The sequence below is a fragment of the Enterocloster alcoholdehydrogenati genome, assembly GCF_013282095.1.
GTDB classification, from domain to species: Bacteria; Bacillota; Clostridia; order Lachnospirales; family Lachnospiraceae; genus Enterocloster; species Enterocloster alcoholdehydrogenati.
In genome coordinates this window covers 1-2,497 of sequence record NZ_BLTJ01000031.1, presented here as the reverse complement: position 1 = coordinate 2,497, position 2,497 = coordinate 1, and the positions used below count along the sequence as shown (strand labels likewise).

Annotated in this window: 1 protein-coding gene; it reads left to right on the top strand. The window is 47.7% G+C overall.

Annotated features, from left to right (window positions below; all coding sequences use genetic code 11):
- The first annotated feature begins 719 nt into the window (after positions 1-719).
- A complete protein-coding gene (gene ltrA / locus HW447_RS17730; RefSeq protein ID WP_176256347.1) occupies positions 720-2,384 on the top strand; it encodes a group II intron reverse transcriptase/maturase in 1,665 nt (554 codons plus the stop codon).
- Positions 2,385-2,497 lie beyond the last annotated feature (113 nt).

The window sequence follows — 2,497 nt, the reverse complement described above, 5'->3', positions numbered from 1 at the left end:
CCAAAAGGCGGCACCCTCGACCAGTGCGGCCGCTTTTTACAGAGACAGGGCTATAAGGTGCGGGTATTCAACAGCATAGATTTTTCAAGATCCATGCACTATAATCCGTTTGCCTATGCGCGACACGAGGTCGCGTAATTAAACTGTTCGGCGCTGACCGAACCTGTTATTCCATTAGCAGTAGCCTATCGTCACCGAAGCGGCTGGCAACGGTCGTGAGGCAGCATGACGAGAAAGGTAGCCCTCCCGAAAGGGTCAAGCCGAAACCGCGAGGCAGAGGCGAAAAGCTGGAAGCAACGTCCGGCTGGGGAGCCTGGCTTGTGTAGTATAGTGAATGTAAGTAAATCGCTGTTAAACGTCGTTAGAGGGAACTAGGCTAAAGTTGCTGATAAGCCTGAACCAAAAGGTGTGCAGTCGGATGTTCTCCTGTAAGCTGGGGACACATGGACAAACAAGACTGTCGGCGGATAGGCGGCACCTAACCTACACAGTTGATTACGTGAAACGTGGTAAGCCCGCGCTCTCTCCGTATATTTGGAAAGCTGACCGTAAGGAAAGCCGATAGAAACGCGGGTAAGGAACGCTGGAAAAAGCGAATGCCGACCTTGTAATGAGGACGGATAGGAATTGAAACAGTATTCCACGCGAAAGCGGGCTGACTTCCAGCAGGTCTATCTTTACGAGAGAATTTCCAGAACTTTTGAAAGGAGGAATTGCAAATGAACAGGAAACTGTGTGCGCCTGCTGACAGGGTACAAAGCTGGGAATCCATTGATTGGAAGAAAGCGGAGGCCTATGTCAAAAAGCTGCAAATGCGTATCGTAAAGGCTCAAAAAGATGGTCATTACAACAAGGTGAAAACCCTGCAATGGCTGTTGACGCACTCTTTCTATGCCAAGGCGTTGGCGGTAAAGCGTGTGACAAGTAATAAAGGTAAAAACACTGCTGGTGTAGACCATGAATTATGGAAAACACCAAAGGGCAAATTCGAGGCGATTGAAAAACTCAAACGCCGGGGCTATAAGCCCCAACCTCTCAGACGGGTGTACATCCCGAAGAAAAACGGAAAATTACGCCCGCTGAGTATTCCGACGATGACAGACCGCGCCATGCAGACATTATATAAGTTTGCACTGGAACCATTGGCAGAAACTCTAGCAGACCCGAACTCCTACGGTTTTAGAATTGGAAGAAGCACACACGACGCTATCGGGCAATGTTTTAACGATTTGTGCAGAGCCGGCTCCCCTCAATGGATTTTGGAGGGAGATATTAAAGGGTGCTTTGACCATATCAGCCATAGCTGGTTAATGGAAAATATCCCAATGGACAAGGAAATGTTAGAAAAATGGCTGAAATGTGGCTTTGTGGAGACCAAAAAGCTCTTTCCAACAGAGGAAGGAACTCCACAGGGTGGAACAATATCGCCAGTCTTGATGAACATGACCTTAGACGGTCTGGAGCGGATTCTAAAAGAAAGGTTCCCTATGAGACGGACGGTGGCAGGTAAAACTGTTTACGACCAGATTAACTTCGTACGATATGCTGACGACTTTATCGTTATCGGAAAAAGCCCGAAAACTCTACGTAACGAGGTTATGCCGCTCATCAAGGACTTTCTGGCGGAGCGCGGTCTGCAACTCTCAGAGGAAAAAACGGTGATTACACATATCAGCGACGGCTTTGATTTTCTTGGACAGAACATTCGGAAATACAACGGAAAATTGCTCATAAAGCCGTCAAAGAATGCGATAAAATCCTTCCTCAAAAAAGTGCGGACTATCGTTAGGGAGAACAAAACAGCCACACAGGACTTGCTCATTCGCAAGCTAAATCCTGTCATTCGTGGTTGGGTCAACTACCACCGCTATGTAGTTTCGGCGGATATTTTCGGATTGGTTGACCACAGGATTTTCGAGTGCCTATGGAGGTGGGCTTGCCGCAGACACAAACGAAAAGGTAAGAGATGGATTGCTGCTAAATACTGGCATCACATTGATAACCGGATGTGGACGTTTGCAACGGAGCCTGCTTTCCACGGTAAATACTTCGATGAAAAATACCTCAAACTGGAATACGCGGCAAACACTAAAATCATCCGATTCAGGAAAATCGCCGCCGAAGCCAACCCATTCGATGAAAGATGGACGGGATATTATGAGGAACGTGACGGAGAAAGAATGCTGAACAGCACCAAAGGACGGGAAAAACTCGTCAAAATCTGGAACAACCAGAAACGGTGTTGCCCTGTATGCGGAGAGAAAATCACATCCGAAACGGGGTTTAAGACGCATTTCGTCACTGAAAACAACAGGAAATGGCCTGTTATTATGGTACATCCCTGGTGTCATCAAAGTCTGCATGAGCCAAACTACTTGATTTGAGCCGGGTTTCGTTTCACACGAGGCCTTATGATAGGCTTGAGCCGTATGACGGGAAACTATCACGTACGGTTCTTAGGGGAGGGGCTGGCAGTAATGCCAGTCTCTTACCCGAC